The sequence below is a fragment of the Pseudomonas sp. KH_050 genome (assembly GCF_057838875.1).
In genome coordinates this window covers 2,218,294-2,243,476 of record NZ_CM174478.1, presented here as the reverse complement: position 1 = coordinate 2,243,476, position 25,183 = coordinate 2,218,294, and the positions used below count along the sequence as shown (strand labels likewise).

19 protein-coding genes are annotated in these 25,183 nt (G+C 59.7%); 6 read left to right on the top strand and 13 right to left on the bottom strand.

Annotated elements, in window-relative coordinates; all coding sequences use genetic code 11:
- Positions 1 to 11: 11 nt before the first annotated feature.
- Positions 12 to 2,702, top strand: a complete 2,691-nt coding sequence (locus AC3IUA_RS10240; RefSeq protein WP_489360551.1) for an SNF2-related protein — start codon at positions 12 to 14, stop codon at positions 2,700 to 2,702.
- A 355-nt stretch (positions 2,703 to 3,057) separates the two neighbouring features.
- On the opposite strand, the gene AC3IUA_RS10235 is transcribed toward AC3IUA_RS10240, so the two are convergent.
- The 3 genes from AC3IUA_RS10235 to AC3IUA_RS10225 form a co-directional block, all read right to left on the bottom strand.
- The gene (locus AC3IUA_RS10235; protein WP_489360549.1) at positions 3,058 to 3,795 is read right to left on the bottom strand and encodes an S-methyl-5'-thioinosine phosphorylase; all 738 of its coding nucleotides are present in this window, start codon (positions 3,793 to 3,795) and stop codon (positions 3,058 to 3,060) included.
- Between the two features lie 12 nt (positions 3,796 to 3,807).
- Complete coding sequence (gene nagZ / locus AC3IUA_RS10230; RefSeq protein WP_489362300.1) at positions 3,808 to 4,806, bottom strand: beta-N-acetylhexosaminidase; 999 nt, start codon at positions 4,804 to 4,806, stop codon at positions 3,808 to 3,810.
- Between the two features lie 202 nt (positions 4,807 to 5,008).
- Positions 5,009 to 5,716, bottom strand: coding sequence for a TetR/AcrR family transcriptional regulator (locus AC3IUA_RS10225; protein WP_489360548.1), 708 nt, complete (start codon positions 5,714 to 5,716; stop codon positions 5,009 to 5,011).
- 251 nt (positions 5,717 to 5,967) lie between these two features.
- Here AC3IUA_RS10225 and lexA point away from each other — a divergent pair, with 251 nt between their 5' ends.
- Together lexA and sulA are read left to right on the top strand one after the other, a co-directional pair.
- Complete coding sequence (gene lexA, locus AC3IUA_RS10220; protein WP_489360546.1) at positions 5,968 to 6,576, top strand: transcriptional repressor LexA; 609 nt, start codon at positions 5,968 to 5,970, stop codon at positions 6,574 to 6,576.
- Between the two features lie 10 nt (positions 6,577 to 6,586).
- Positions 6,587 to 7,060 carry an SOS-induced cell division inhibitor SulA gene (sulA, locus tag AC3IUA_RS10215; protein ID WP_489360544.1) on the top strand — a complete coding sequence of 158 codons (474 nt, stop codon included), beginning with the start codon at positions 6,587 to 6,589 and terminating at the stop codon, positions 7,058 to 7,060.
- 99 nt (positions 7,061 to 7,159) lie between these two features.
- Here sulA and AC3IUA_RS10210 read toward each other — a convergent pair whose 3' ends face one another.
- From AC3IUA_RS10210 to AC3IUA_RS10175, 8 genes are all read right to left on the bottom strand, one after another.
- Complete coding sequence (locus AC3IUA_RS10210) at positions 7,160 to 7,393, bottom strand: hypothetical protein (protein ID WP_489360542.1); 234 nt, start codon at positions 7,391 to 7,393, stop codon at positions 7,160 to 7,162.
- Positions 7,394 to 7,625: 232 nt separating this feature from the next.
- Positions 7,626 to 8,147, bottom strand: coding sequence for a DUF6586 family protein (locus tag AC3IUA_RS10205; protein ID WP_489360540.1), 522 nt, complete (start codon positions 8,145 to 8,147; stop codon positions 7,626 to 7,628).
- A 257-nt stretch (positions 8,148 to 8,404) separates the two neighbouring features.
- Positions 8,405 to 9,376, bottom strand: a complete 972-nt coding sequence (locus AC3IUA_RS10200; protein ID WP_489355766.1) for an IS110 family RNA-guided transposase — start codon at positions 9,374 to 9,376, stop codon at positions 8,405 to 8,407.
- 293 nt (positions 9,377 to 9,669) lie between these two features.
- A complete protein-coding gene (gene topA, locus AC3IUA_RS10195; protein ID WP_489360538.1) occupies positions 9,670 to 12,282 on the bottom strand; it encodes a type I DNA topoisomerase in 2,613 nt (870 codons plus the stop codon).
- 114 nt (positions 12,283 to 12,396) lie between these two features.
- Complete coding sequence (locus AC3IUA_RS10190) at positions 12,397 to 12,633, bottom strand: DUF1653 domain-containing protein (protein ID WP_489360536.1); 237 nt, start codon at positions 12,631 to 12,633, stop codon at positions 12,397 to 12,399.
- Positions 12,634 to 12,742: 109 nt separating this feature from the next.
- Positions 12,743 to 13,918: an acetyl-CoA C-acyltransferase FadA gene (gene fadA / locus AC3IUA_RS10185; protein WP_489360534.1), complete on the bottom strand. Its 1,176-nt coding sequence runs from the start codon at positions 13,916 to 13,918 to the stop codon at positions 12,743 to 12,745.
- 29 nt (positions 13,919 to 13,947) lie between these two features.
- Positions 13,948 to 16,095: a fatty acid oxidation complex subunit alpha FadB gene (gene fadB / locus AC3IUA_RS10180; protein WP_489360532.1), complete on the bottom strand. Its 2,148-nt coding sequence runs from the start codon at positions 16,093 to 16,095 to the stop codon at positions 13,948 to 13,950.
- Between the two features lie 710 nt (positions 16,096 to 16,805).
- Positions 16,806 to 17,243 (bottom strand): hypothetical protein, encoded by a 438-nt coding sequence (locus tag AC3IUA_RS10175; protein ID WP_489360530.1) that lies wholly within the window; start codon positions 17,241 to 17,243, stop codon positions 16,806 to 16,808.
- Positions 17,244 to 17,346: 103 nt separating this feature from the next.
- Here AC3IUA_RS10175 and AC3IUA_RS10170 point away from each other — a divergent pair, with 103 nt between their 5' ends.
- Positions 17,347 to 17,784: a universal stress protein gene (locus tag AC3IUA_RS10170; RefSeq protein WP_489360528.1), complete on the top strand. Its 438-nt coding sequence runs from the start codon at positions 17,347 to 17,349 to the stop codon at positions 17,782 to 17,784.
- Between the two features lie 233 nt (positions 17,785 to 18,017).
- Here the strand turns inward: AC3IUA_RS10170 and AC3IUA_RS10165 are convergent, their stop codons facing one another.
- Complete coding sequence (locus AC3IUA_RS10165) at positions 18,018 to 19,931, bottom strand: ATP-binding cassette domain-containing protein (RefSeq protein ID WP_489360527.1); 1,914 nt, start codon at positions 19,929 to 19,931, stop codon at positions 18,018 to 18,020.
- A gap of 212 nt (positions 19,932 to 20,143) precedes the next feature.
- Between AC3IUA_RS10165 and AC3IUA_RS10160 the strand changes: the two genes are divergently transcribed.
- Together AC3IUA_RS10160 and AC3IUA_RS10155 are read left to right on the top strand one after the other, a co-directional pair.
- Positions 20,144 to 22,072: a transglycosylase SLT domain-containing protein gene (locus AC3IUA_RS10160; RefSeq protein ID WP_489360525.1), complete on the top strand. Its 1,929-nt coding sequence runs from the start codon at positions 20,144 to 20,146 to the stop codon at positions 22,070 to 22,072.
- A gap of 749 nt (positions 22,073 to 22,821) precedes the next feature.
- Positions 22,822 to 23,793 carry an IS110 family RNA-guided transposase gene (locus AC3IUA_RS10155; RefSeq protein WP_489355766.1) on the top strand — a complete coding sequence of 324 codons (972 nt, stop codon included), beginning with the start codon at positions 22,822 to 22,824 and terminating at the stop codon, positions 23,791 to 23,793.
- A gap of 194 nt (positions 23,794 to 23,987) precedes the next feature.
- On the opposite strand, the gene AC3IUA_RS10150 is transcribed toward AC3IUA_RS10155, so the two are convergent.
- Positions 23,988 to 25,043, bottom strand: coding sequence for a Fic family protein (locus tag AC3IUA_RS10150; RefSeq protein ID WP_489360524.1), 1,056 nt, complete (start codon positions 25,041 to 25,043; stop codon positions 23,988 to 23,990).
- Between the last annotated feature and the right edge of the window lie 140 nt (positions 25,044 to 25,183).

The window sequence follows — 25,183 nt, the reverse complement described above, 5'->3', positions numbered from 1 at the left end:
TCGAAGTCCCCATGCCCCCGACCCTGACCAAACCCCTGGGACCCTCCTGGGTCAGTCGATTCAAGGAACAAAGCCTGGAGCGTGGCCGCCGCTACGCCCTGGAAAATCGCGTCAGAATCGTCCAGGCCGGTGACAGTACGATCACCGCCAGTTGCGAAGGCTCGGGGGGCAACGTTTACCGCCAGACCATTCGCTTGCGCGAGTCGGCCAAAGGCACCTTGCTGATGGTCGATGCCACCTGCTCCTGCCCGGTCCGCACTAACTGCAAACATTGCGCAGCGGTATTGCTGCAAGTGCAGGAAACCCTGGCCTACCCGGCCGCCGCGAAAGATGCCGAACTGCTGGAGAAACTCCAGGCCGTCCTCGAAAACCGCAGCCCGGTGGTGTTGCCGCAGGTGGTGGTGGACAACGTGCAACCGGTTCCGCGATTGTGGCTGGCGAGCATCGAGTTCAGCGCCTTCGAACCGCGCAACGGCAAAATGCAGCGCTACATCCAGCATCGCGCCGCGCTGTCTTTCAGCTACCTGGATGAATACGTCAGCGGACAAAAGAACGCCGATATCCTGATTCGCCAGGAAAAGCAGACCCTGCGGATCAAACGCCACCCCGAAGTCGAAAACATCTACCGCGAACAACTGCGAATCCTCGGCTTCAAGATCGCCACCCGTCAAAGCAAGGCACTCCCGGAAAGCGCCGGCGAACTGTTCGAAATGGTCAACGACAGCGCCTGGCTGACCTTCACCCTCAATGAGCTGCCCAAGCTGCGCGAGCAAGGCTGGGAACTGCAGATCGATGAAGACTTCGGCTTCGACCTGACGGCCGTCGACGACTGGTACGCCACTGTCGAAGAGGCGCCCGAGCGGGACTGGTTCGACCTTGAACTGGGGATTATCGTCAATGGCGAACGGTTGAGCCTGTTGCCGATCCTGCTCAACCTGATGCGCTCGCACACCGAACTGCTGAATCCGGAGCGCCTCGCCAGGCGGCGTGACGATGAGCTGATCCTGGTGAACATCCCCCACCGCCCCGGCTCCGATCACGGCCCGTTACAGGTTGCCTTGCCGTTCGGCCGCTTGAAGCCGGTACTGGCGACCCTCGGCGAGTTCTATCTACAGGAACCCGACACCGCCACCCTGCGCTTGAGCAAGGCCGATGCGACTCGCCTCAACCCGCTGGAAGGTTTGCCGCTGCTCTGGGAAGGTGGCGAGCACATCCGCACCTTCGCCCAGCGCCTGCGCGATATCAAAGACTACACAACCACCGCCCCCGACGAGCTGAACGCCACGCTGCGGCCTTATCAGCTGGAAGGCTTGAGCTGGATGCAGTCGCTGCGGCAACTGGAAGTCGGCGGCATCCTCGCCGACGACATGGGCCTGGGCAAGACCTTGCAAACCCTCGCCCACGTACTGAGCGAGAAGAACGCCGGCCGTCTGGACCGGCCGTGCATGGTGGTGATGCCGACCAGCCTGATCCCCAACTGGATGGACGAGGCGGCGCACTTCACGCCGCAACTCAAGGTGCTGGCGCTGTACGGCCCCGGACGCAAAAAATATTTCGCCGAGTTGACTGATTACGACCTGATCCTGACCACCTATGCGCTGCTGCCCAAGGATGTCGAGCAGCTCGCCGCCCTGCCCTTGCACGTGCTAGTCCTCGACGAAGCGCAATACATCAAGAACCCCAACAGCAAGGCGGCCCATGCCGCGCGCGAGCTCAATGCCCGGCAACGCCTGTGCTTGAGTGGTACGCCGCTGGAAAACCACCTGGGCGAGCTCTGGTCGCTGTTTCACTTCCTGTTGCCCGGCTGGCTGGGTGACGTCAAAAGCTTCAATCGCGACTACCGCGTACCGATCGAAAAGCGCGCCAGCGAAGTCCGCCTGCAGCACCTCAATGGGCGGATCAAACCCTTTCTGCTGCGCCGGACCAAAGAGCAGGTCGCCACCGAACTGCCGCCCAAAACCGAGATCATCCACTGGGTCGAACTCAACGAAGCGCAGCGTGATGTCTATGAAACCATGCGCCTGGCGATGGACAAGAAAGTCCGCGACGAGATCACCCGCAAAGGCGTGGCCCGCAGCCAGATCATCATTCTCGAAGCGCTGCTCAAGCTGCGTCAGGTCTGTTGTGATCTGCGCCTGGTCAACGACGCACCACCGGCCCGTGGCAGCTCGTCGGGCAAACTCGACAGCCTGATGGAAATGCTCGAAGAGCTGTTCGAAGAGGGCCGGCGAATTCTGCTGTTCTCACAATTCACCTCGATGCTGGCGTTGATCGAAGCCGAACTGAAACGCCGCGGCGTCGCTTATGCACTGCTGACCGGGCAAACCCGCGATCGCCGCACGCCGGTGAAGGAATTCCAGAGCGGCAAGCTGCAAATCTTCCTGATCAGCCTGAAAGCCGGCGGCGTGGGCTTGAACCTGACCGAGGCCGACACGGTCATCCACTACGATCCGTGGTGGAACCCGGCCACCGAAAACCAGGCCACCGACCGCGCCTATCGCATCGGCCAGGAGAAGCCGGTGTTCGTCTACAAGATGATCGCCCGCGGCACCGTCGAAGAGAAAATCCAGCACCTGCAAAAAGAAAAATCCGACCTGGCCGCAGGCGTCCTGGACGGCCGCAAGACCGGCGACTGGAAGCTGCAGAGCGAAGATATCGAAGCGCTGTTTGCGCCGCTGCCCAATAAGCTGGAAAAGCGCTGATACAGCAACGTCTGATCCATCGCTATGGGCGCGCCCCTTAAAAGATCGCAGCCTACGGCAGCTCCTACGCGCCGACCGCGCACCCCCGCAATGGGCTGGGCGTACACACCCCCCCGTAGGAGCTGCCGCAGGCTGCGATCTTTTGATCCTGCCTTTGCGGCGCCCCCAAAAAGATCGCAGCCTGGCGGCAGCTCCTACGCGCCGACCGCGCACCCCCGCAATGGGCCGGGTGCACACAATCTCTCTGTGTAGGAGCTGCCGCAGGCTGCGATCTTTTGATCCTGCCTTTGCGGCGCCCCCGAAAAGATCGCAGCCTGGCGGCAGCTCCTACGCGCCGATTCCTGGCAGGTACAGCTCAACCCGCCAACACCCGCGCCAATGTCGACTTCACCTTGCCGATGCCGTCATGCAATGCCTGTTCGATCTCGGCCATGGTGATGACTGCGCCGGACTTGCCCGCCGCCGGGTTCACCACCAGCGCCAGACAGGCGTAAGCCAGGTCCAGCTCGCGGGCCAGGGCGGCTTCCGGCATGCCGGTCATGCCGACGATATCGCAACCGTCGCGCTCCAGTCGGGCGATCTCGGCCACGGTTTCCAGACGTGGCCCCTGGGTGCAGGCATACACGCCATGACTGCTGTACGCGCAGCCCTCGGCGGCCAGCGCGGCAATCAATTGCTCGCGCAGCGGCTCGCTGTAGGGATAGCTGAAGTCGATGTGGGTGACCTGCTCCAGGTCATCGGCAAAGTAGGTGTGCTCGCGACCGCTGGTGTAGTCGATCAATTGGTGAGGCACGCAGAAATGCCCGGTACCCATCGCCGCATGAATCCCGCCCACCGCATTCACCGCCAGAATTGCCTCGGCACCGGCCTGCTTCAGCGCCCAGAGATTGGCCCGGTAGTTCACCTGATGCGGTGGAAACCGATGGGGATGACCGTGGCGCGCGAGAAACAGCACCTCGCGCCCGGCGTACTCACCGATCTGGATGTCCGCCGAAGGCGCGCCGTACGGCGTATCCAGCGGTAACGACTGGCGAATGCTCAAGCCTTCGAGCTGAGTGAGACCGGTGCCACCGATAATCGCGTAAACCGTCATGGCAAAAAGTCCTTAATCAATCAGTTGGGCATCTTTGAGCGCGCCAAGGGCCGCCAGCCAGCGTGGGTCCTGGCGGTATTCGGTACTGGCGAAGGCCTGGCCGCGCATCCGCGCAATCCGCGCCGACGGCTGGACCTTCAGGCGCTGGGCAGCGCTCAAGGCCAGTTCGGCGGCCGCACGATCGTTACACACCAGGCCCATGTCGCAACCGGCCGACAGCGCCGCCTCGATTCGGCTGGCGGCATCGCCAACCACATGAGCGCCGGCCATCGACAGGTCGTCGCTGAAAATCACCCCGTCGAACTGCAGTTCGCCGCGCAGGATGTCCTGCAACCAACGCCGCGAGAACCCGGCAGGCCGGGAGTCGACCTGCGGGTAGATGACGTGGGCCGGCATCACCGCCGCCAGTTGCTTGCTCAAGCGGGCAAAGGGCACCAGGTCATGGGCACGAATGTCTTCGAGGCTGCGCTCGTCGGTCGGGATCGCCACATGGGAATCGGCCTCCGCCCAGCCGTGGCCGGGAAAGTGCTTGCCGGTGGCGGCCATGCCGGCGCTGTTCATCCCGCGAATGAACGCCCCCGCCAACAACGCGGCACGCTCTGGATCGCCTTCGAAGGAACGACTGCCGACCACCGCGCTGCGCTGATAGTCCAGATCCAGCACCGGAGCGAAACTCAGGTCCAGGCCGACGGCCAGCACTTCAGTCGCCATGATCCAGCCACAGTGCTCGGCCAGCAGCTCGGCATTCGGGTTATCGGCAATCGCCCGCATCGCCGGCAAACGCACGAAACCCTGACGCAGGCGTTGCACCCGACCGCCCTCCTGGTCCACCGCCAGCAGCAGGTCCGGACGCACTGCGCGGATTGATGCGCTGAGCTCACGGACCTGGCGTGGGTGCTCGATATTGCGCGCAAAAATAATCAGGCCGCCCACTTCGGGCTGGCGCAACAATTGGCGATCTTCAGCCGTCAGCCAGGTACCGGCGACGTCCACCATCAAGGAGCCTTGCAGGCCACAAGTCATAGAAAATCCTTAATAACGGCAAGCGCGCGGCACATCAACGATGGCCCGGGCGCAGACGCGCGACCGGATCGGCACGGGCAATGCCCGGCAAAACAGGGTCGGCGAAGGGGATAGGGAGCGGAGCTAAAACTGAGGTCGGCATGGGCGGCTAGCTTAACGGATGTCAGCCGCCACGCCCACCCGTGCGCGGTTAAACCTTGGCGACCGAAGGGCTCGACTTGCTGCGTGGCCGTAGCTGGGCGCTGGCCATCCTGTCATCGGTGACGCCGGTCTCGGCGCGCATGCCGGCCGCCAGAAACGGCACCATCAAGCGCATCACCTGTTCGATCGAGGTATTGACCCCGAAATCGGTCTCGGCAATCGCCCGCAGAGCCTTGATGCCGGACATGCTGAACGCCGCCGCACCCAGCATGAAATGCACACGCCAGAACAGTTCGATCGGAGGAATGCGCGGCGCGGCGTCGTTGACCAGCATCATGTAGCGGCGAAACACCTTGCCATACATGTCTTCCAGATAACGACGCAAATGCCCCTGGCTCTGACTGAAGGCCAGACCGAGCAGACGCATGAAGATAGAGAGGTCGTTGCCACTGCGCGGCTGAACCACCAGCGCCTGTTCGACGAGGATTTCCAGCAGCTCTTCGAGGCTTGGCTTGTTGTCCGGCCGGGCCTGGCGCCGCTCGAGCTCGCGATCGAGGCTGATGCAGAACGGCCCGAGGAAGCGCGAGAACACCGCCTGGATCAGGGCTTTTTTCGAACCGAAATGATAGTTCACCGCCGCCAGGTTGACCCCGGCCTTGCTGGTGATCAGCCGCAACGAGGTTTCGGCAAACCCTTTTTCCGCGAACAACTGCTCGGCAGCATCAAGAATGCGTTCAACGGTTTCCGACTGGGCCATGGCTACTCCGCCTGACAAACACTTGTTTGAAACATACGTTTCAGACTTTGCATTGTCAAGTCTGACTGTCCGTATTCCGGCCGCTCAGTCACCTATTTAATCATAACAACTGACTCTTTAGTCAGTCCTGTGACGCGATAGTCGATCCATTGTCGCCCGACCGTCCAGCGGCCTGAATAAAAAGGAGGATTGCCAAGCACGACCCACTGTATATAATCCCAGTCACTGTATAAAAAGACAGAGCGATCGACATGCTAAAACTGACGCCACGCCAAGCTGAGATTCTGGCTTTCATCAAACGCTGCCTCGACGACAACGGCTACCCGCCTACCCGTGCGGAAATCGCTCAGGAACTGGGTTTCAAATCCCCCAACGCCGCTGAAGAGCACCTCAAGGCGCTGGCCCGCAAGGGCGCGATCGAGATGACCCCCGGCGCTTCCCGCGGGATTCGCATTCCCGGCTTCGAAGCCAAGGCCGATGAGTCCAGCCTGCCGATCATTGGCCGGGTGGCTGCCGGTGCACCGATTCTCGCCCAGCAACACATCGAAGAGTCCTGCAACATCAACCCGACCTTCTTCCATCCGCGCGCCGACTACCTGCTGCGCGTACATGGCATGAGCATGAAGGACATCGGTATTTTCGATGGCGACCTGCTCGCCGTGCATACCACACGCGAAGCCCGCAACGGCCAGATCGTGGTCGCACGGATTGGCGACGAAGTCACCGTCAAGCGCTTCAAGCGTGAAGGCAGCAAAGTCTGGCTGCTGGCCGAAAATCCCGAGTTTGCCCCAATCGAAGTGAACCTGAAAGATCAGGATCTAGTGATCGAAGGCTTGAGTGTCGGCGTCATTCGCCGCTAAAGGAGGCTTTATGCAGTTCCCACACACACCACAGCAAGCACAACTGTCACTGTTCGAGGCCTTCATGGTCCAACCGCTCGCGCCGATCCTCAAGGATGTGGTCGAGTCGCCATGGAGCAGCGCGCCCGACGCATTCAGTGAATTGTCGCTACGCGGTGCGGCCGGGAACTGCCTGAGCCTGCTGGCACCGATTCTCAGAGAGCTGAGCCAGGATCAGGACGCGCGCTGGCTGACGCTGATCGCCCCGCCCTCCAGCCTGACCCAGGCCTGGCTGCGGGATGCAGGGTTGAACCGCGAACGGATTCTGCTGCTGCAACCCCGAGGCGCGCAAAGCGCTCAGCAACTGACCTGCGAGGCACTGCGCCTGGGGCGTAGCCATACCGTGGTCAGCTGGCTCAACCCGCTGAGCTCCAGCGCACGGCAACAGTTGATCAGCGCCGCCCGTACAGGGGACGCGCAGAGCCTGAACATTCGTTTGGGCTGATCGCAAAGGCTACAACGGTATCTGGAAAACGCGGGGCTTCTCGAGAACGGAGAAGCCGATGTGCGGCGACTAACTACACAGGGAAACCGACAAACGGACTCAGTGAAGCACCCGTGACCCGTCGTCTTTCTCCAATTCGCCTTCAACCAGACGTCCAGCCATCTGCACGCCAACGCTCAACATGGCCTTGGCCACTTCCACGTGCTGACCTTGCAGAAACGCTTTGGCATCTTCGGAAAAGTCCAAAGTCACCAGAGAACCCTCGTCCTCAGCCCTGCGCAGCTCGATACGGCCGTCAGGCAACTCAACAATTTCTAGAAAGGACGTTGGCATAAAGGTCTGATCTCCACGAAAGGCAGATAGTGTAGCAGCTGCCGAGGGCTACGTCCGGCTGCGTTGTAGCAGCTGGCGAAGCCTGCGTTCGGCTGCGAAGCAGTCGTAAAGTCAGACTCTGCGGTATTCCAGGCAAACCGTGAAAGCAGGATTTACGACTGCTGCGTCTGATCGCAGCCCGAACCGAACGCAGCCTCGCAGGCTCGGCAGCTGCTACAACCGAAATACCCCCTCAACTCTCGTTAAGCCCATCGCGAAACCGAATGGCCAGTCCTTTCAGGTTCTGCCGCCAGCTTTCCAGCTCCTCGCGACTCAACTCCGGCTCCACTTCCTCATCGAGATTGACCGCAACGATCAACGGCTGAGTGACATCGCCCTTGGGTTTATGCGGTGCTCGTGGCGGCTGGAACAGCGCAGCATGGGCCGCCAGCAGCTTCGCCAGCCAGGTTTCACGGTTCTGCGCCAGTTCCACCAGCTCGGCCAGCTCGGGGATTGCCAGGGTCTCGAGCACTTCGCGAGCAAGCAGCGTCTCTGCCCGTGGCGCATTGGCCTGGGGCAGACGGTAATAGCCGGCGATTTCATGGCACAGCCCAAGCACCGCACCGTACAGGTGAAACAGCACCGCTTCACGCCCTGCCTGGACCAGCGCCTGGGAGTTGATCGCCCGCCCCTCTTCAGCCTTGGCCAACGCCTCGAGCGCCAGACCGGCGAAATAAATTTTCTGGTTGGTACGGGTATAGAGTTCGTGGGCCATGACGGCAGTCTCCACAACGAATAAAAAGCTGCATGCTGGCCGGACAGTGTCGTGGATCACCCAAGCCTACTGCAAGCCCAAAACAAAAGGCCGCATGAAAACCCGTGGGTTTTCATGCGGCCTTTTGTGCATGCAAACAAATTGCAACGAAGCCCTAATGCCAGCCAGTCAAGCACTGGAGTCGCCAAAAGATCGCAGCCTGCGGCAGCTCACACGTGTTGCGTACACCCTTTAGGGCGTAGATACCGTCTTAACCCTCACCGGGCAAGCGCAAGTTTCGGGTCAAATGGTTGGCCCGATTTGATCACTCCAAAGATGATGTGCAGCAGCTTGCGCATCGCTGCACAGATGATCTGCTTGGGGGCCTTGCCGTTGGCTTTCAATCGCTCTTTGAGCGCGATAATCGCTTCGTTATGCTGCATCGCCACCAGACCTGGCATGTAGAGCCCGGTGCGGAGTCGCGCTGATCCGATTTTCGAGATAAAGGTGCGGCCCTTAAGCTGGCCAGACTCTTCCAGCTTTGGATTTAAGCCCGCCGCCGCCACCATTTGTCGAGGATTCGAATACTTTCGCAGGTCGCCCAGCTCGGCAAAAAGCATCTGCGCCGATTTGTCGGCAATGCCATCAATGGTCACCACCAAGTCGCGCATTTGGCGCATGTCCGGGTCGTCATCAATGTGTTTCTTCAGCGCCTTTTTGGTTTCGGCAATCTCTTTCTGGATGTGGTTGATGACGGAATTGATCGAAACCTTGACGCTGTCGTCGGACACGTCCAGACGATTACGTTCCATTTGCAGCATTTCCTGAAGGTCATTCAGGCGACGAACCATGGCCTTCACCTGTCGATACTTCAGTGGCTCCGGCGCCCACAGCGTTAGCTTTTCATGCTTTTCCTTGGCGAAATCGGCGATTAGCTTGGCGTCGGTCTTGTCTGTTTTGACCCGTTGCAAATCACTCCTGGCATGGGCTTTGGTCTGCGCAGGATTGACGACACAGACCCGATAGCCCTTGTTGTACAAGAACTCGGCCAGCGCTTCGTGGTAGATGCCGGTGGCTTCCATCACGATTAAGGCTGAAGGCTCGACGTGCTTCTGCAGCCAGGCGTGGAACTCCTCGAACCCCTTGATTGCATTGGGCAATTTTGCTTTGGTTTTATGTTTGCCGTTAGGCAGGTATTTGGCGATGTCAAAGGTGTGTTTAGCGGCGTCGACGCCAACATAATCGGACATGATCGTCTCCCAATTGAATCAATTGTGATCATCACTGCACTCTGTCCAACCTTGCGAATGCGGGCTCTCGCCAGAGACGGGCCCAAGATACCGTTCGAACTATATGAGTGAGTGTGGAGGGTTGGAGCACGATCTACGTCGCAGGCTCTAGGCCTAAGGAGCTGCACGGCTTCCAAATCCCTCCCTCGATGATCAGTCGAGAACTATCGCTCCTGGCGGAGCGATAGTCGAGATACAAGGAGCTGCCGCAGGCTGCGATCTTGGCGATCTTGCAGGCGCCGCAGTTTTCTCGATCAGCGCTTGTCTTCGACCGTCCACTTGCCGCCGTCGTAGAACGCGCGCCAGCCGGTAGGCTTGCCTTCGACTTCGGTCTGGACGTACTGCTCCTTGGTCTTGCGGCTGTAGCGGATCACCGCGGGACGGCCGTCCGGATCTTTCTTCGGTGCTTCGCAAAGGAAGTGATACTTCGGATCGATCTCGTCCTTGTGCGGCACGATCTCCATCACCAGCGGAGCACGGGTCTCGCGGTTTTTCGGGAACTGGCTGGCGGCCAGGAACAACCCGGAAGCACCGTCACGCAGGATGTAGGTGTCGTTGACCTTCTCGCACTTGAGTTCCGGCATCTTCACCGGATCCATCTTCGGCGGCGCCGCGTCACCGCTTTTCAGCAGTTTGCGGGTGTTCTTGCATTCCGCATTGGTGCAGCCGAAGAACTTGCCGAAACGGCCGGTCTTGAGCTGCATCTCGCTGCCGCACTTGTCGCATTCCAGGCTCGGACCTTCGTAGCCCTTGATCCGGTAGCTGCCCTCTTCGATTTCGAAACCGACGCAATCGGGGTTGTTACCGCAGATGTGCAGCTTGCGTTTCTCATCGAGCAGGTAGGCATCCATCGCCGTGCTGCAGATCGGGCAGCGGTGCTTGCCACGCAATACCAGCGACTCCGACTCACCCTCGTCGTCCGCGGCGATTTCATCGCCCGGCACCAGGTTGACGGTGGCCTTGCAGCGTTCTTTCGGCGGCAGGCTGTAACCCGAGCAACCGAGGAACACGCCGGTGGAGGCCGTACGAATCTGCATCGGCCGGCCGCACTGGACGCACGGGATATCGGTCATGACCGGTTCGTTGGCACGCATGCCGTGCTCGGGACCCTCAGCCACTTCGAGTTTCTTCTTGAAGTCGCCGTAGAACTCGTCAAGCACGTTTTTCCAGTCGCGTTCGCCCTGGGCGACGTCATCGAGGTTCTCTTCCATGCCGGCGGTGAAGCCGTAGTCCATCAGGTTGGAGAAGCTCTCGGACAAGCGCTCGGTAACGATATCGCCCATCTTTTCCGAATAGAAACGACGGTTATGCAGTGCAACGTAACCACGATCCTGAATGGTCGAAATGATCGCCGCATAGGTCGAAGGACGACCGATACCGCGTTTTTCCATTTCCTTGACCAGGCTGGCTTCGGAGTAACGCGCCGGCGGCTTGGTGAAGTGTTGGCTCGGATCGAGCTTGATCAGCTTCAGCGCGTCGCCCTGAGCCATGTCCGGCAACACATCGTCGTCGCCAGGCTTGGTCATTTGCGGCATGACCCGGGTGTAGCCGTCGAACTTGAGGATGCGGCCCTTGGCGCGCAGCTCGAAGGTCCCCGCAGCGACGCTGACGGTGGTCGACAGGTATTGCGCCGGCAGCATCTGGCAAGCCACGAACTGGCGCCAGATCAGCTCGTAGAGCCGCTCAGCGTCACGCTCCATGCCCACCAGCTTGCTTGGGTCGGTATTCACGTCCGAAGGTCGAATCGCTTCGTGAGCCTCTTGCGCGCCTTCCTTGCTGCTGTAGACATTCGGCGCGGCCGGCAGGTATTTGCTGCCGAATTCGCCTTCAATATAGGTACGCGCCATTTCCACGGCATCGGCCGAGAGGTTGGTCGAGTCGGTACGCATATAAGTGATGTAGCCCGCTTCGTACAGACGCTGAGCCATCATCATGGTTTTCTTCACACCGAAGCCCAGGCGGTTGCTACCGGCCTGCTGCAGGGTGGACGTGATGAACGGAGCCGACGGCTTGCTGCTGGTCGGTTTGTCTTCACGCTTGGCGATGGTGTAGCTGGAAGCCTTGAGCTTTTCCAGTGCCGCCATGGCGTGGGTTTCATTGAGCGGCTTGAAGGCTTCGCCGTTTTCACGGGCCACTTCGAAACGCACATTGGCGCCCTTGGCGGTACCGAGGTCGGCATGCACTTCCCAGTACTCTTCCGGGTTGAACGCACGGATCTCGCGCTCACGCTCGACCACCAGCTTCACGGCAACCGATTGCACGCGGCCGGCGGACAAGCCACGGGCGATTTTGGACCACAGCAGCGGCGAAACCATGTAACCGACCACACGGTCGAGGAACCGACGAGCCTGTTGGGCGTTGACCCGATCGATGTCCAGCTCGCCTGGCTTGGAGAAGGCTTCCTGAATCGCCTTCTTGGTGATTTCGTTGAACACCACGCGCTTGTAGCGGCTGTCGTCACCACCGATGGCTTCGCGCAGGTGCCAGGCAATGGCTTCCCCCTCGCGATCCAAGTCGGTTGCGAGATAGATGGTGTCAGCATCCTTGGCGAGCCGGCGCAGCTCTTCGATGACCTTTTCCTTGCCCGGGAGAATCTCGTACTTGGCTTTCCAGCCATGATCGGGATCGACGCCCATACGCGAGACCAGCTGCTTGCGCGCTTTCTCTTTCGGCGTGAGCACCGGACCTTCACCCGCGGCGGCCTTGCCACGCTTGGCGGCAGGCTCTTTGCTGGCGCTAGCCGAACCGCTGGTGGGCAGGTCTCGGATATGGCCGATACTCGACTTCACCACGTATTGGTTGCCCAGATACTTGTTGATGGTCTTGGCCTTAGCCGGGGATTCCACAATGACCAGCGATTTGCCCATGGATCAGAAAATTCCTGAATTCTAGAAGTGAAAGGCGGTTGGCGCCTGACGCGGCACCGCTATATATAGTGGCAACAAGGTGAGGTCAAGCGCAGGGTTCTGCGCGCACTCAACTTATGGCTTCGAAAAAATGCTCGGTTCGGCCTGCACCAAAGCAAAGCGCGGCACCTGTTCGCCGTCAACCTCGACCGACTCCAGGAACATGCTCAAGGGACGCACCCAAAAGCCGTAATCGCCATACAGTGCTTGGTAGAACACCACTTCCTCTTCGGTTTCGGAATGCCGCGCGACACTGAAAACGCGGTATTGCGGCCCCTTGTAATGCTGATAGAGCCCGGGTTCGACTTTCATGTGCTGGCCCTCTACAAATCCGTTAAAAATCGCTTGAAAATAAAATCGTAAAAAAATCCGCAAAAACAAAAACCGGGGCACATGGCCCCGGCTTCCATCGACGAAACGTTTAAACGCGTTCGAAGACGGTGGCAATGCCCTGGCCGAGGCCAATGCACATGGTGGACACACCGAAGGTGCCGCCATTTTGCTTCATCACATTGAGCAAGGTGCCAGAAATACGCGCACCGGAGCAACCGAATGGATGGCCCAGAGCAATCGCGCCGCCGTGCAGGTTAACCTTCTCGTTCATCTTGTCGAGCACTTTCAAATCTTTCAGCACTGGCAGGGCCTGTGCGGCGAACGCTTCGTTGAGCTCGAAGAAGTCGATATCGGCAATACCCAGCCCCGCGCGCTTCAATGCTTTTTGTGTCGCCGGTACCGGACCATAGCCCATGATTGCCGGATCTACACCTGCCACCGCCATTGAGCGGATAACCGCCAATGGCTGGATGCCCAGGTCCTGGGCGCGCTGCGCCGACATCACGATCATGCACGAAGCGCCGTCGGTGATCTGCGAGGAAGTACCGGCCGTTACGGTACCACCCTTTGGATTGAAAGCAGGCTTCAAGGCCGCCAGACTTTCCAGGGTAGTTTCCGGACGGATGGTTTCGTCGTAGTCGAACAATTTCAGGAAACCGTTCTCGTCGTAACCCTGCATCGGGATGATTTCGTCCTTGAACTTGCCTTCCACCGTCGCTTTGTGAGCGAGCTGGTGGGAACGCACGCCAAAGGCATCCTGCGCTTCACGGGTGATGCCGTGCATCTTGCCGAGCATTTCCGCGGTCAGGCCCATCATGCCCGAGGCTTTCGCCGCGTACAGCGACATGTGCGGGTTCGGATCGACACCGTGCATCATGCTCACGTGGCCCATATGCTCGACGCCGCCGACGACGAACACGTCACCGTTGCCGGTCATGATCGCTTGCGCGGCAGTGTGCAGTGCGCTCATCGACGAACCACACAGGCGGCTGACGGTCTGGCCGGCAGCGGTGTGCGGGATCTGCGTCATCAAGGACGCCATGCGGGCGATGTTCCAGCCCTGCTCCAGGGTCTGGTTGACGCAGCCCCAGATCACGTCTTCGACTTCGGCCGGATCGACCTTGACGTTGCGTTCCAGCAGCTTGCTGATCAGGTGCGCCGACATATCTTCAGCGCGGGTATTGCGGTGCATGCCGCCCTTGGAGCGGCCCATCGGAGTACGACCGAAGTCGACAATCACGACGTCTCTAGGATTCAAGCTCATATAGTTCACTCTCGCTCTAGTGTGGGCGCTTAACCGAAGAAGCTCTGGCCGTTGCGGGCCATTTCACGCAGCTTCGCGGTCGGGTGGTACAGGGCGCCCAAATCAGCGTACTGGTCAGCCAGGGCAACGAACTCTGCAACACCGACCGAATCGATGTAGCGCAGCGCACCGCCACGGAATGGAGGGAAACCAATACCGTAGACCAGACCCATGTCGGCTTCGGCAGCGGTCTCGACGATGCCGTCTTCCAGGCAACGCACGGTTTCCAGGCACAGCGGGATCATCATCCAGTTGATGATGTCTTCGTCGGTCACTTCACGCTGTTCGAAGACAATCGGCTTGAGCACTTCCAGTACCGACGGGTCGGCGACTTTCTTCTGCTTGCCGCGCTTGTCGGTCTCGTAGGCGTAGAAGCCCTTGCCGTTCTTCTGGCCCAGGCGCTTGGCTTCGTAGAGCACGTCGATGGCCGAACGACGGTCGTCCTTCATGCGGTCCGGGAAGCCTTCAGCCATGACATCACGACCGTGGTGACCGGTGTCGATGCCGACCACGTCCATCAGGTAGGCCGGGCCCATTGGCCAGCCGAATTTTTCCATGACCTTGTCGATACGGACGAAGTCCACACCGGCGCTGACCAGCTTGGCGAAACCGCCGAAGTACGGGAACAGTACACGGTTGACCAAAAAGCCCGGGCAGTCATTGACGACGATCGGGTTCTTGCCCATTTTCTTGGCGTAGGCAACGGTGGTGGCAACAGCCAGCTCGCTGGACTTCTCGCCACGGATCACTTCCACCAGCGGCATCATGTGCACCGGGTTGAAGAAGTGCATGCCGACGAAATTTTCCGGACGCTTGAGGGCCTTGGCCAGCAAGCTGATGGAAATGGTCGAGGTGTTCGACGCGAGGATGGTGTCCTCTTTGACATGGTTCTCGACTTCGGCCAGAACCGCCTGCTTGACCTTCGGGTTCTCGACAACCGCTTCGACCACCAGGTCGACGTGGCCGAAGTCACCGTAGGACAGGGTCGGACGAATGCCGTTCAGCACTTCAGCCATTTTCGCCGGGGTCATGCGACCTTTATCGACGCGGCCCACCAGCAGTTTCGCGGCCTCTGCCAGACCCTGCTCGATGCCGTGCTCATTGATATCCTTCATCAGGATCGGCGTGCCTTTGGACGCCGACTGATAAGCGATACCGCCACCCATGATGCCGGCGCCGAGTACCGCGGCCTGCTTCACGTCCCTGGCGATTTCGTCGTAGGCCTTGGCCTTTTTCTTCAGCTCCTGATCGTTCAGGAACAGACCGATCAAGCTCTGCGCGGCAGAAGTCTTGGCCAGTTTGACGAAACCGGCGGCTTCGATTTCCAGCGCCTTGTCACGACCGAAGTTCGCGGCTTTCTGGATAGTCTTGATCGCTTCGACCGGCGCCGGGTAGTTCGGGCCCGCTTGACCGGCGACGAAACCCTTGGCGGTTTCGAACGACATCATTTGTTCGATGGCGTTGAGCTTGAGCTTTTCCAGCTTCGGCTGACGCTTGGCCTTGTAGTCGAATTCGCCCGAGATGGCGCCTTTGACCAGGTTCAGAGCCGCTTCCTGCAGTTTCTCAGGGGCGACTACGGCATCGACTGCACTGACTTTCAGTGCGTCCTCGGCACGGTTTTCCTTGCCGGAGGCAATCCACTCGATGGCGTTATCGGCACCGATGATCCGTGGCAGGCGCACGGTACCGCCGAAGCCCGGGTAGATGCCCAGCTTGACTTCCGGCAGACCGATTTTGGCGGTAGTGGCCATGACGCGGTAGTCCGCCGCCAGGCACATTTCCAGACCGCCGCCCAGAGCGATGCCGTTGATCGCGGCTACGGTCGGAACATTCAGGTCTTCGAAATCGCTGAAAATTTTGTTGGCTTCGAGGTTGCCGGCAACAAGCTCTGCATCAGGCAGCTTGAAGCTCTCGACAAATTCGGTGATGTCGGCACCGACGATGAACACGTCCTTGCCACTGCTGACGATCACACCCTTGATCGAACCATCTGCCTTGATGACGTCTACGGCCTGACGCAGCTCGTTCAGGGTTAGACGGTTGAACTTGTTGACGGACTCACCCTTGAGGTCGAATTTCAATTCGACGATGCCACTTTCAAGAGCCTTAACCGTGATGGCTTTACCTTCGTAAATCATCAACTGATCTCCACGATATGGAAGCTGAACAGTACACGTCGGACGCTAACTTCTGGCAGGGCAATGACGTCACCGTCGATGCTACGCCAATCCGCCAGGCACACCCGCCAACGCGATAGTCGGGATTCTGTAGGAGCGATCTGTAATACAAACGCTCAATTCATACGCCCGTTTGATTTGGGTACGCCACCTTCACGGAATTTCGAACAATTGTCAATCGCCCAAAATGCTGGTTGAAACGCGACTTTGCAGTCACCTCAACGCCGGGAAGGCCATCAACATGCGGGTGCATGGTTGAGCATTCATAAAGTCAATAATTAGAAAAGTCGCCCTAACCCCCACCGACCGTGGCTTTCTCAAGCTACGCTGGCGGGAATCGCAACAAAAATGACACCTTGGGCGAATGCCAAGGCTAGAATCACCACGCAACACATACCGTTGCGATCTACCGAATTTCCGGCCTGCCTGGCCAACTCCAGCCCGATGATGAATGTCGGGCTTTTTATTGCCTGCGGTGTGTGTGAATCACACAATTCACACGAATCCCCTCCTACACCGACCGGGACGCTCGGTTTTTCTGCGGGTGTACAAAATCCCCCGGTAGGAGCTGCCGCAGGCTGCGATCTTTTGATCCTGACGTACGCGCGGAAAACACATTGCCCCCGAAAAGATCGCAGCCTATCGGCAGCTCCTACGCAGGGGACCGTGTTTCAGGCCAACGCTTTGAGGACTGCTGCAATCTCCTGCAACACTTGGGCTTCGCCTTTTTCACCCCAATACAAAGCAATCATCTGCTGGTCCGCTTCAATCTTGAACACATTGCCCGGCAACTTCCTGAAATGCTCCAGCAACGCCTCGTCCTCGCACACCTCCCGCCATTGATTGACCCAGGTGCCAGGCGCTGTCTGCCAATAGATCCAGCACCTGGCCTTAACGCTGCGTCGCGGCCGGTGATATTGCGCGCAAGGGCTCGGCGGCTCGGGCTCCAGCCAGTGTGGCCACTCCTGAGGCGCCAGCTGCATGGCCAGGCCAATGCGTCGCGCCTCCATGCGCAGGGCCATCCGCCCGCTCGTCTGGCGCGAGGGACGCAACCAGGCCAGAGGGCTCAGAACCACCGCAAGGATTGACACCACTATCCAGACCGTCATATGTGTACTCCCGATTCTTGATGAGCGGATTTCGCCGCACTAAATCCAATCCGCTTGAAACCAGCCATACTTACCGATATCGCAATCCTCCGGAGTGCCTTCCATGCCCTACGAACACATCCTGGTCGCAGTCGACCTCACTGAAGAATGCGACCCCGTCATCAAGCGCGCTCGTGAACTGTCCGTCAGTAGTGGCGCCAAACTCTCACTGGTGCATATTGTCGAGCCCATGGCCATGGCGTTTGGCGGCGATGTGCCGATGGACCTTTCGCAACTGCAGCAACAGCAGTTCGACCAGGCTAAAGAACGGCTCGATCGCTTGATCCTGAAGTACCCGGAAGCCAGCAAAGCCAACTGCCACCTAACCTACGGCCAGCCGCGCCAGGAGATCCATCACCTGGCCAAGGAACAGGAATGCGACCTGATCGTCGTCGGCAGCCACGGCCGGCATGGCCTGGCGCTGCTGCTCGGCTCCACGGCCAACGACGTGCTGCATGGCGCGCCTTGCGATGTGCTGGCGGTGCGCCTGATCAAGAGCTGAAAGATCGTCCGAACGCGGCCCGAGCCTGCGGCAGCGCCTACACCGACCGCGTTCACCCGCGACACGGCAGTGTATGCAATTCCCCTGTAGGAGCTGCCGCAGGCTGCGATCTTTTGATCTTGTCGGTTTGCGCATAAACGCGAAAATCAAAAGATCGCAGCCTGCGGCAGCTCCTACGAAAAGCCCGGCACTCACATCAGTGAGGCCGGGCTTTTTTATTGCTGGCGGATCAATCAGGCATCCAGCTCGGCCCAACGTTCGACCAGGGTTTCCAGCTCAGCCTGCAATTGCTCCAATTGAGCGATTACCGCCGCTGTTTGTGCGGCAGGACGCTGATAGAAGCCCGAATCAGCCATTTCGACCTCGACCGCGGCAATCTTCTGCTCTTTGGCTTCGATCTCGCCTGGCAAGCCTTCCAGCTCGCGCTGCAGCTTGTAGCTGAGCTTCTTCTTGGCCACCGGCGCTTCCTGGGCAGGAGCGGCAGCCGCTGGCGTGACAACAGCGGAGTTCAGCTCGGCCTTGCCGGACTTGTTCTCAGTCACGCCCAGCAGGCGCGGCGAGCCGCCCTGACGCAGCCAGTCCTGATAACCACCGACGTATTCACGGACCTTGCCTTCACCTTCGAAGACCAGGGTGCTGGTGACCACGTTGTCGAGGAATGCCCGGTCGTGACTGACCATCAGCACAGTGCCTTTGAAGGTCAGCAAGACCTCTTCCAGCAGCTCGAGGGTTTCGACGTCGAGGTCGTTGGTCGGTTCGTCGAGTACCAGCAGGTTGGCCGGCTTGCTGAACAGCTTGGCCAGCAACAGACGGGCACGCTCGCCACCCGACAGCGCCTTGACCGGCGTGCGGGCACGCTGCGGGCTGAACAGGAAGTCTCCGAGGTAACTCAGGACGTGGCGGCTCTGGCCGTCGATATCGATGAAGTCGCGACCTTCGGCGACGTTGTCGATCACGGTCTTTTCCAGATCCAGCTGATGACGCAACTGGTCGAAGTAGGCCACGTCGATCCGGGTGCCCTCTTCAATCGTCCCGCTGGTTGGCTGCAAGCCGCTGAGCATCAGTTTCAGCAAGGTAGTCTTGCCGGTGCCGTTGGCGCCGAGCAGGCCGATACGGTCGCCGCGCTGCAGGACCATCGAGAAGTCCTTGATCAGGAACGGGCCGTCCGGGTGAGCGAAGCTGACGTTCTCGAGGACCATGACCTGCTTGCCGGACTTGTCGGCGGTGTCCAGCTGGATGTTGGCCTTGCCGGTGCGCTCACGGCGCTCGCTGCGTTCTACACGCAAGGCCTTCAAGGCGCGGACGCGGCCTTCGTTACGGGTGCGGCGGGCCTTGATGCCCTGGCGGATCCACACTTCTTCCTGGGCCAGGCGCTTGTCGAACAAGGCGTTGGCGGTCTCTTCGGCGGCCAGGGTGGCTTCCTTGTGCACCAGGAAGCTGGCGTAGTCGCCGTTCCAGTCGATCAGGCCGCCACGGTCCAGTTCAAGGATCCGGGTCGCCAGGTTTTGCAGGAAGGAACGGTCGTGCGTGATGAACAGCACGGCGCCCTGGAAATCTTTCAGCGCTTCTTCGAGCCAGGCAATTGCACCGATGTCCAGGTGGTTGGTCGGCTCGTCGAGCAGCAGCAGATCAGGTTCCGACACCAGCGCCTGGGCCAGCAGGACCCGACGACGCCAACCGCCGGACAACTCGGCGAGGGTCTTGTCGGCCGGCAGTTGCAGGCGGCTCAGGGTGCTGTCGACCAATTGCTGCAAGCGCCAGCCGTCACGGGCTTCGAGGTCGTGCTGGACGTGCATCAGTTTGTCCAGGTCAGCGTCGGTGACGATGTTCTGGCTCAGGTGGTGATACTGCGCGAGCAACTCACCGACACCGTCCAGGCCTTCGGCAACCACGTCGAACACAGTCCGCTCGTCGGCCAGTGGCAATTCTTGCGGCAATTCGCCGATCTTGAGCCCTGGCGCGCGCCAGACGGAGCCCTCATCGGGCTTCTGGTCACCTTTGACCAGCTTCATCATGCTGGATTTGCCAGTGCCGTTGCGGCCGATGATGCACACCCGCTCACCACGGGCGATCTGCCAGGACACCTTGTCCAACAACGGCATAGCGCCGAAAGCAAGGGACACATCGCTGAATTTGAGCAGGGTCATGAGCTTCTCCAAAAACCGGGGGCGCATTCTACCTGAATCGGGGCCTCATAAGGCCGGCAATTTCAACTTCGAAGCACCCTGAACAACATTTACCTGGAACTTGTACCGGCAAGCTGGCAAAGCTTTCGCCAGCTACTGGCAAAAGGCTAAGCTACAGCGAATCAGTGTCGGCACCGTCGGCACTCGTCACGTTTTCTCTGCCCGGACGTATCATGCGCAGCCGCATTTTCAGCTTTTTATCCTGTTTAATTCTTTCTGCCAGTGCCGTTCAATCCGTCCACGCTGCAGACCTGTCCCAACAACGCCAGTATTACGATGAAGCCAAGCGCGCCCTGGCCAAGGGTGATTCAGGCCCGTATTTCCGTTACAGCCAGGCACTGCGCGATTACCCGCTGGAACCCTACCTGGCCTACGACGAACTGACCTACCGGCTGAAAACCGCCAGCAACGCCGAGATCGAGAAGTTTCTCGCCGAGCACGGTGACCTGCCGCAAGCCAACTGGATGAAACTGCGCTGGTTGCGCTGGCTGGCCGAGCGTGGCGACTGGCAACCGTTCGTCAAATACTATGACCCCAAGCTGAATTTCACCGAGCTGGACTGCTTGTATGGCCAGTATCAACTGGGCCACAACCTCAAGGTCCAAGGTTACGCCAATACAGAAAAACTCTGGCTGACCGGCAAAACCCAGCCCGAAGCCTGCGACGCGCTATTCGCCCAGTGGGCCGCCGAAGGCCAGTTGACCGAGCAAAAACGCTGGCAACGCGCCAAGCTGGCCGCCGACGCCCGCAACTACCCGCTGGCCAACAACCTGGTCAACGGCCTGCGCACCCTCGCCCCCCAGGGCCGGTTGCTGATCGAAGTCGCGCAGAAACCGCAATTGCTCGACCAGCCGTCACGCTTCACCCCGGTCAATGAAGCCATGTCCGACGTGGTCGGCCTCGGCCTGCGGCGCCTGGCCCGACAGGATCCGGAGAAGGCTTTGGCCCTGCTCGACGGCTATGCCAGCAGCATGCACTTCTCCCGTGACGAAAAAGTGGCAATCGCCCGGGAAATCGGCCTGACCCTGGCCCGCCGTTTCGACAGCCGCGCCCTGGACGTGATGACCAAATACGATCCGGAGCTGCGTGACAACACCGTCTCCGAGTGGCGTCTGCGCCTGTTGTTGCGCCTGGCGCGCTGGGACGATGCCTATCAACTGACCCGCAGACTGCCCCAGGACCTCGCCACCACCAATCGCTGGCGTTACTGGCAGGCGCGCAGCCTGGAGCTGGCGCAACCGCGCAACCCAGAGGCGCAGGTGCTCTATAAAGGCCTGGCCCGGGAACGTGACTTCTACGGCTTCCTGGCCGCCGACCGCGCTCAGTCGCCCTACCAGCTGAACAACTCGCCACTGGTGCTCAGCCAGCAGCTGATCAACAAGGTGCGCAATACGCCGGGCGTGCGTCGCGCCCTGGAATTCCATGCCCGCGGGCAAATCGTCGATGGCCGCCGCGAGTGGTACCACGTCAGCCGGCATTTCAACCGGGACGAAATGGTTGCCCAGGCGAAACTGGCCTACGACCTGAAATGGTATTTCCCGGCGATCCGCACCATCAGCCAGGCTAAATACTGGGATGACCTGGACATCCGCTTCCCGATGGCCCACCGCGAAACCCTGGTGCGCGAAGCCAAGGTCCGTGGCCTGCATTCCAGCTGGGTGTTCGCCATCACCCGCCAGGAAAGCGCCTTCATGGCCGACGCCCGTTCCAGCGTCGGCGCCACCGGCCTGATGCAACTGATGCCCGGCACCGCCAGGGAAACCGCACGCAAATTCAGCATCCCCCTGGCCTCGCCGCAGCAAGTGCTGGACCCGGACAAAAACATCCAGCTCGGCGCCGCTTACCTGAGCCAGGTCCACAGCCAGTTCAACGGCAACCGCGTGCTCGCCTCCGCCGCCTACAACGCCGGCCCCGGCCGTGTACGCCAATGGCTGCGCGGAGCCGACCACCTGAGCTTCGACGTCTGGGTCGAAAGCATCCCCTTCGACGAAACCCGCCAGTACGTGCAGAACGTCTTGTCCTACTCGGTGATCTACGGCCAGAAACTCAACTCCCCGCAACCGCTGGTGGACTGGCATGAGCGGTATTTTGATGATCAATGACCGGTAATGCCGGTTATGTAGGAGCTGCCGCCAGGCTGCGATCTTTTCGGCGGACACCACCACCGCCAGGATCAAAAGATCGCAGCCTGCGGCAGCTCCTACGGGGGATGGCAATCACCCGCGCCATCGTCCGGCCTGGGGGATTGCAGACTCCCTCGACATTGCAGGCATACGCAGCCGAGGGTTTGCACGCACCCTCGACATTGCAGGTGCACACGGTCGGCGTAGGAGCTGCCGCAGGCTGCGATCTTTTCGGCGGACACCACCACCGCCAGGATCAAAAGATCGCAGCCTGCGGCAGCTCCTACGGGGGATGGCAATCACCCGCGCCATCGTCCGGCCTGGGAGATTGCAGACTCCCTCGACATTGCAGGCATACGCAGCCGAGGGATTGCACGCACCCTCGACGTTGCAGGTGCACACGGTCGGCGTAGGAGCTGCCGCAGGCTGCGATCTTTTCGGCGGACACCACCGCCGCCAGGATCAAAAGATCGCAGCCTGCGGCAGCTCCTTGTATCTCGACTATCGCTCCGCCAGGAGCGATAGTTCTCGACTGATCATCGAGGGAGGGATTTGGAAGCCGTGCAGCTCCTTAGGCCTAGAGCCTGCGACGTAGATCGTGCTCCAACCCTCCACACTCACTCATATAGTTCGAACGGTATCTTGGGCCCGTCTCTGGCGAGAGCCCGCATTCGCAAGGTTGGACAGAGTGCAGTGATGATCACAATTGATTCAATTGGGAGACGATCATGTCCGATTATGTTGGCGTCGACGCCGCTAAACACACCTTTGACATCGCCAAATACCTGCCTAACGGCAAACATAAAACCAAAGCAAAATTGCCCAATGCAATCAAGGGGTTCGAGGAGTTCCACGCCTGGCTGCAGAAGCACGTCGAGCCTTCAGCCTTAATCGTGATGGAAGCCACCGGCATCTACCACGAAGCGCTGGCCGAGTTCTTGTACAACAAGGGCTATCGGGTCTGTGTCGTCAATCCTGCGCAGACCAAAGCCCATGCCAGGAGTGATTTGCAACGGGTCAAAACAGACAAGACCGACGCCAAGCTAATCGCCGATTTCGCCAAGGAAAAGCATGAAAAGCTAACGCTGTGGGCGCCGGAGCCACTGAAGTATCGACAGGTGAAGGCCATGGTTCGTCGCCTGAATGACCTTCAGGAAATGCTGCAAATGGAACGTAATCGTCTGGACGTGTCCGACGACAGCGTCAAGGTTTCGATCAATTCCGTCATCAACCACATCCAGAAAGAGATTGCCGAAACCAAAAAGGCGCTGAAGAAACACATTGATGACGACCCGGACATGCGCCAAATGCGCGACTTGGTGGTGACCATTGATGGCATTGCCGACAAATCGGCGCAGATGCTTTTTGCCGAGCTGGGCGACCTGCGAAAGTATTCGAATCCTCGACAAATGGTGGCGGCGGCGGGCTTAAATCCAAAGCTGGAAGAGTCTGGCCAGCTTAAGGGCCGCACCTTTATCTCGAAAATCGGATCAGCGCGACTCCGCACCGGGCTCTACATGCCAGGTCTGGTGGCGATGCAGCATAACGAAGCGATTATCGCGCTCAAAGAGCGATTGAAAGCCAACGGCAAGGCCCCCAAGCAGATCATCTGTGCAGCGATGCGCAAGCTGCTGCACATCATCTTTGGAGTGATCAAATCGGGCCAACCATTTGACCCGAAACTTGCGCTTGCCCGGTGAGGGTTAAGACGGTATCTACGGGGGATGGCAATCACCCGCGCCATCGTCCGGCCTGGGGGATTGCAGACTCCCTCGACATTGCAGGCATACGCAGCCGAGGGTTTGCAGGCACCCTCGACGTTGCAGGTGCACACGGTCGGCGTAGGAGCTGCCGCAGGCTGCGATCTTTTCGGCGGACACCACCACCGCCAGGATCAAAAGATCGCAGCCTGCGGCAGCTCCGGGGGGAATCTTTTCACAGACTGCTTGCCACGCTCGGTCAATCGGTATCGTTGAACAGGGCTGTTGGGCGATGCCGGGTCAGTCATTTCAATCAACCCGGCGGTAAGTGCCGGCTTGAGATAGTTGGCCCTGAAGGTTGCCTTATGGGTCAATCCCACCTCTGCCATCAACTCGTTGACCTTCAGCGCGGAACTCCCATCGAGCACCCGCAGCAAGCGTGCTACTTGGTCGGTTACTTGGTCGGTTACTTGGTCGGTTACAGGCTCGCTACGAATGGCTTCTTCAAGAGCGAGGCATAACGCCTGCAACATGAATTCAACAAAAGGCGTCGCTTCGGCCCGCTGATCAGCAGCCGACAGCGCTGCGTAATAATCGTCCTGTTGTGCGCGAATCACCGCCTCGACCGGCAAATAGGCCAGAACCGGGCGCCACTGACTGAGTATCAAGGTCTGCCAGAGACGACCCATGCGACCGTTGCCGTCAGCAAACGGGTGAATGAACTCGAATTCGTAATGGAATACGCAGCTGATGATCAGCGGATGCCAGTCAGAACTGCCAAGCCACTCCAGCAAGTCGTCAATCAAATGCGCCACGCGACTCGGCGGCGGCGCCATATGAACCAACTGCTCGCCACGATAGATACCCACCCCCGCCTGACGAAATCGCCCGGCATCATCGATCAAGCCCTGCATCAACAATTCATGGGCCCGCAGCAGATCGACCCGAGCGCTCGACCGCCATCCCGGCATGGCCTCATAGGCGGCAAAGGCATTGCGCACTTCCTGGATTTCCCTGGGCAAACCGAGTACCCGCTGGCCTGCCAGGACCGCTGTCACCTGCTCCACACTGAGGGTGTTGTTCTCGATCGCCAACGAAGCCTGAATCGTCCGAATCCGGTTTCCACGGCGCAGCTGGGGAGTCTGTCGTGTATCGTCCACAGCCGAAAGCTGACCGATCTGCTCGCTGATCTCGGCGATCAACGCAAGCATCCTGGTGGTCAGGGTCAACGGTGGCTGGTATCGACTCATATCCTCATCCAGGCAAGTAACACAGGCTGACATCATGCCCGAACGCGGCGGTGTTCAGCAGCCTTCATTCAGCCCGCGTGCATTTTTGGTCCTCGCTCCAGGCCTCAAAAAATCACAGCCTGAGACAGCTCCAGAGGAAT

Excerpts from the sequence above, each read along its gene's own strand:
- AC3IUA_RS10225 (WP_489360548.1), bottom strand. The coding sequence starts at position 5,716 with ATGGCCCAGTCGGAAACCGTTGAACGCATTCTTGATGCTGCCGAGCAG.
- fadB (WP_489360532.1), bottom strand. The coding sequence starts at position 16,095 with ATGATTTACGAAGGTAAAGCCATCACGGTTAAGGCTCTTGAAAGTGGC.
- AC3IUA_RS10205 (WP_489360540.1), bottom strand. The coding sequence starts at position 8,147 with ATGGCCCACGAACTCTATACCCGTACCAACCAGAAAATTTATTTCGCC.
- AC3IUA_RS10240 (WP_489360551.1), top strand. The coding sequence starts at position 12 with ATGCCCCCGACCCTGACCAAACCCCTGGGACCCTCCTGGGTCAGTCGA.
- fadA (WP_489360534.1), bottom strand. The coding sequence starts at position 13,918 with ATGAGCTTGAATCCTAGAGACGTCGTGATTGTCGACTTCGGTCGTACT.
- AC3IUA_RS10235 (WP_489360549.1), bottom strand. The coding sequence starts at position 3,795 with ATGACGGTTTACGCGATTATCGGTGGCACCGGTCTCACTCAGCTCGAA.
- AC3IUA_RS10150 (WP_489360524.1), bottom strand. The coding sequence starts at position 25,043 with ATGAGTCGATACCAGCCACCGTTGACCCTGACCACCAGGATGCTTGCG.
- lexA (WP_489360546.1), top strand. The coding sequence starts at position 5,968 with ATGCTAAAACTGACGCCACGCCAAGCTGAGATTCTGGCTTTCATCAAA.
- AC3IUA_RS10210 (WP_489360542.1), bottom strand. The coding sequence starts at position 7,393 with ATGCCAACGTCCTTTCTAGAAATTGTTGAGTTGCCTGACGGCCGTATC.
- AC3IUA_RS10170 (WP_489360528.1), top strand. The coding sequence starts at position 17,347 with ATGCCCTACGAACACATCCTGGTCGCAGTCGACCTCACTGAAGAATGC.
- AC3IUA_RS10155 (WP_489355766.1), top strand. The coding sequence starts at position 22,822 with ATGTCCGATTATGTTGGCGTCGACGCCGCTAAACACACCTTTGACATC.
- AC3IUA_RS10200 (WP_489355766.1), bottom strand. The coding sequence starts at position 9,376 with ATGTCCGATTATGTTGGCGTCGACGCCGCTAAACACACCTTTGACATC.
- AC3IUA_RS10160 (WP_489360525.1), top strand. The coding sequence starts at position 20,144 with ATGCGCAGCCGCATTTTCAGCTTTTTATCCTGTTTAATTCTTTCTGCC.
- sulA (WP_489360544.1), top strand. The coding sequence starts at position 6,587 with ATGCAGTTCCCACACACACCACAGCAAGCACAACTGTCACTGTTCGAG.
- AC3IUA_RS10165 (WP_489360527.1), bottom strand. The coding sequence starts at position 19,931 with ATGACCCTGCTCAAATTCAGCGATGTGTCCCTTGCTTTCGGCGCTATG.
- topA (WP_489360538.1), bottom strand. The coding sequence starts at position 12,282 with ATGGGCAAATCGCTGGTCATTGTGGAATCCCCGGCTAAGGCCAAGACC.
- AC3IUA_RS10190 (WP_489360536.1), bottom strand. The coding sequence starts at position 12,633 with ATGAAAGTCGAACCCGGGCTCTATCAGCATTACAAGGGGCCGCAATAC.
- AC3IUA_RS10175 (WP_489360530.1), bottom strand. The coding sequence starts at position 17,243 with ATGACGGTCTGGATAGTGGTGTCAATCCTTGCGGTGGTTCTGAGCCCT.